The organism is Pedobacter sp. 01T416_2, assembly GCF_056398925.1.
Genome location: NZ_JBFTQI010000592.1, coordinates 1 through 3,797 on the forward strand (window position 1 = coordinate 1; position 3,797 = coordinate 3,797).

Consider the following 3,797-nt stretch of genomic DNA (forward strand, 5'->3'; position numbering starts at 1 on the left):
TATAAACAAGCTTTTGCTTTAAAACCCGAGCTGAAAAAGAAAAATCTAAACCAATACCTGTCGCTAGAGTACAAAGCAGATAAGGATAAAGGAACGAAACTAATCAATGAGAATATTTCTGCGTTATCGAAACTAAAAGAACCAAAAGAAGAAGATTTAGGTACAGCTTTAAGCCTTTACTCACTATTAAAGAAAAAAACTCAGGCAGATTCTGTTAAAGCCATCATAATTAAAAAATACCCTACAGGAAATTACGCCTGGAATGATGGTATGAATTCACTTTATGGTACAAAAGATTTTGCCACACAAATACAAAAGGCCGAAGAAATGATTGCCGCCTTTAAACTTGATCCAGGTAAAACAGTAGATGCAGGTAGATTGAACTCAATTTATAGTATGTTGGCTAACAGCGCTATAAAAGCTAAAGATCTGGAGAAATTTCAGGATTACGCCAAGAAGGTCACCGATAAAATGACCAGGGCAAGTTTGTATAACAATAGTTTTGCCTGGCCGTCTGCTGAGAAAAAAGAGAATATCGAGCTTGCTGTTCAGCTTTCAAAACAATCGCTCGAACTGATAGAAGCATCAAGAAATGATGAGATGCCAAAATATTACAACACTAAAGAAGAATACCTCAAATATTTAGACGGCGCTTATGGTATGTATGCTGATACTTATGGACTGTTGTTATATCATCAGGGAAAATTTAAAGAGGCTTTAGCTATGCAAGAGAAAGCCATTCCTTTATATGCGACAGTTCCGCCCGATGTATCGTCCCGTTATGTAACTTATTTAATTAAGGATGGCCAGGATGATAAAGCTTATACTGAGGCCGAAAAATTAATTAAAGAGGGTAAAGGCAATGATTCGTTAAAGAACGAATTTAAAGTGCTTTATACTAAACTAAAGAAAGATGGAACTTATGAAACTTACCTGGCCAATTTAGAAAAAGCAGCCTTAGAAAAAGAGCGCGCAGAATGGATAAAAAAAATGATTAATATTCCAGCCCCTGCGTTTTCATTAACAAATCTTAAAGGCGAAACCGTAAGTCTAGCCAGTTTGAAGGGAAAGATTGTAATTTTAGATTATTGGGCAACCTGGTGTGGACCTTGCGTGTCTTCTTTCCCAGGCATGCAAAAAGCCTTAAACAAATATGCCAGTAATCCAAATGTGGTATTCCTGTTTGTAAATACCTGGCAAACAGAAGAGAATAGAGAAAAATTGGTAACTGATTTTATTACTGCAAAAAAATACAATTTTAATGTGCTGTACGATACCAAAAACGTAAAAGACCCTTCCGAATTTGATGTGGTAAGCGCCTATAAAGTTGATGGAATCCCAACCAAATTTGTGATTGATGGGGATGGTAATATCAGGTTTAAAGCAGTAGGTTTTTCTGGCTCTGATGATGGTGTGGTGAAAGAAATAGACTCGATGATCGGCTTGCTGGCAGGAAAAGAATCGAGCAAATAAACAATGATTTCCAAACAGGAAAGGTGCTGATTATCGGCACCTTTCCTGTTTTAGTATTCTATCCTCATTGGTGAGGTTTCCCATAGCTTAAAAGCTGCCAGGGCTTCATCGCGCATCAGTTGGATAACCGGCAGGCTTCTGTTTTCCATCGGCTTGTCTAGCTCTTCGTAGATAAATTTATCACTAAAGCCAATGTGTTCGGCATCAGCCTTGGTATTTGCATAATAAATCGTATCAATTCTTGCCCAATAAATGGCGCCTAAACACATGGGGCAAGGTTCACAACTGGTATAAATTACACAGCCACTTAAATCGAAAGTGTTTAATTCTGTACAGGCCAGCCTGATTGCCGAAACCTCTGCATGCGCAGTTGGATCGTTGGTAGAGGTTACCTTATTTGCCGATTTAGCAATCAACCTCCCATCTTTTACCACTACAGCTCCAAAAGGCCCACCAATGCTTTCGCTTACATTTTGTACGGATAACTCGATTGCCATCCGCATATATTCCTGATGTTGATTGTCCATATTAATTTGATCTTTTATAAAAAACAGCACAAAAAAAATGCCCCGATTTTATACGAGGCATTTATATTTTAATGGCTATTCGCTTATTTTTTGCTGTATTCTGCGTTTAAGCCTTTAATTACTTCTGAAGTAACATCTAAACTTTCGTCGGCAAATAAAATAGCGCTGTTACCTTTTGAGTAAGTTAAAACCATTTTATAACCTTTTTCTTTAGCGTAACCTTTTAAGTAATCAGCCACTTTATCATAAAGTTTTTCATTCTCAGCAGCTTGCTCATTCTGTAAAGCACCACCAGCATTTTGTTGGTAAGTTTGTAGTTCTTGTTGTTTACGTGCTAAACGCTCTTCAGTGCTTTTACGTTGATCGGCAGATAAAGTTTGTGCCGATTGCTGGTATTGTGCAACTTCTCTTTGAAAAGCCTGACCTTTAGCTTGCATGTCTGCCTGAGCATTTTTGGTCTTACCTTCAAATTTCACTTTTAGGTCTTTGAAGTATTCATATTTTGTAAGTAACGAGTCGGAGTTTACATACACAATTTTCTCAGCTTGAGAAACCGCTGCAGTAGTACCCTCTGTTTTTTTAGTTTCAGTAGTTTTAGTGTCTTTGTTCTGGCATGCAGAGAAAGCAGTTATCAAAGTTGCTGTTGCAAGTAAACCAAAGGTTTTAAAGGTTCTTCTTTCCATTCTTGTTTAATAAATTTTAGCAAACTTATATAAATTAGTTTTTATATCCAATTTAAAGAAAAGTCTGTCGCAACACAAGAGAGATTTTGAGTTTGGCGTAGTGCGTAAAGCGTTTAATTTACTAAACGCTAAGCGCCTACCACTAACCGCGCAATATGATAAGTGGTGATTTGAAAAGCAAGGTCAGTATTTCAAATCGTTGTTCGTCCCGCTGTCCGCTTTATTTCATGCCCGCTGCCATCGGGTTTAGGTGGCACGGCTAGTAACGCCATTTGGGGTTGCAGGGTGGCAATAGCAAATTTCAAATACGAAACGTTCCTACGGAACGAAAAAACGTTTCATTTTTTTTCTACCCATGAGGCGTTCCTCTGGAACGGGTTGCGATTTAGAAATCTTAATCTTTAGCGTCCCCTTAGGGACGTTTCGTAGGTAGCCAATTGAATAATTGGCGTTTTCGTTCCGTCGGAACGTTTGGCGGGCTGGTGCGATAATCCTACAATATTTGCAGGTTGTGGCCACCTAAACCCTATTGAAATGGAATGCTCCCGCTTCTTCTGCGGGTCTTATAATGGAAAGCAGGAAGAGGCATGGATTGGAATGCTGGTTTTGCTTTCCAAAACCTGATTTAAACCTGTTTTAATCGCTTTAACTGTAATCTCTTAACAGCTCAAAATTTATCCACATATTAGTTTAAATGCCAAAATTTCCGTATTTTTGATACTTATTGTTTTTAATTAAAATATGAGCGAAGAACAGGATTTAAAGTCAAATTATTCGGCAGATAATATACAGGTTTTAGAAGGTTTAGAAGCGGTGCGTAAGCGCCCTTCAATGTATATAGGTGATACTGGTGTAAAAGGTTTACACCATTTGGTTTACGAGGTTGTAGATAACTCAATTGATGAGGCTTTGGCCGGTCATGCTGATACAATCGACGTTAGAATTTTAGAGGGTAACTCCATCAGGGTTGAAGATAACGGTCGTGGTATTCCAACCGGGATCAATACAAAAGAAAATAAATCAGCGCTTGAAATCGTAATGACGGTTTTACACGCAGGTGGTAAATTTGATAAAGATACCTACAAAGTATCTGGAGGTTTACACGGTGTGGGGG

At 38.2% G+C, this 3,797-nt stretch carries 4 protein-coding genes; 2 read left to right on the forward strand and 2 right to left on the reverse strand.

Annotated elements, in window-relative coordinates:
• A partial coding sequence (locus AC1DPQ_RS20865; RefSeq protein WP_477610748.1) for a TlpA family protein disulfide reductase occupies positions 1-1,473 on the forward strand: 1,473 nt, incomplete at its 5' end.
• 50 nt (positions 1,474-1,523) lie between these two features.
• Here the strand turns inward: AC1DPQ_RS20865 and AC1DPQ_RS20870 are convergent.
• Together AC1DPQ_RS20870 and AC1DPQ_RS20875 are read right to left on the reverse strand one after the other, a co-directional pair.
• Positions 1,524-2,000 (reverse strand): nucleoside deaminase, encoded by a 477-nt coding sequence (locus AC1DPQ_RS20870; protein ID WP_215129351.1) that lies wholly within the window; start codon positions 1,998-2,000, stop codon positions 1,524-1,526.
• 83 nt (positions 2,001-2,083) lie between these two features.
• Positions 2,084-2,683, reverse strand: a complete 600-nt coding sequence (locus AC1DPQ_RS20875) for an OmpH/Skp family outer membrane protein (RefSeq protein ID WP_477585032.1) — start codon at positions 2,681-2,683, stop codon at positions 2,084-2,086.
• A gap of 741 nt (positions 2,684-3,424) precedes the next feature.
• On the opposite strand from AC1DPQ_RS20875, the gene AC1DPQ_RS20880 reads away from it, so the two are divergent.
• Positions 3,425-3,797: ATP-binding protein (locus AC1DPQ_RS20880; protein ID WP_477610749.1), on the forward strand; the 373-nt coding region annotated here is incomplete at its 3' end.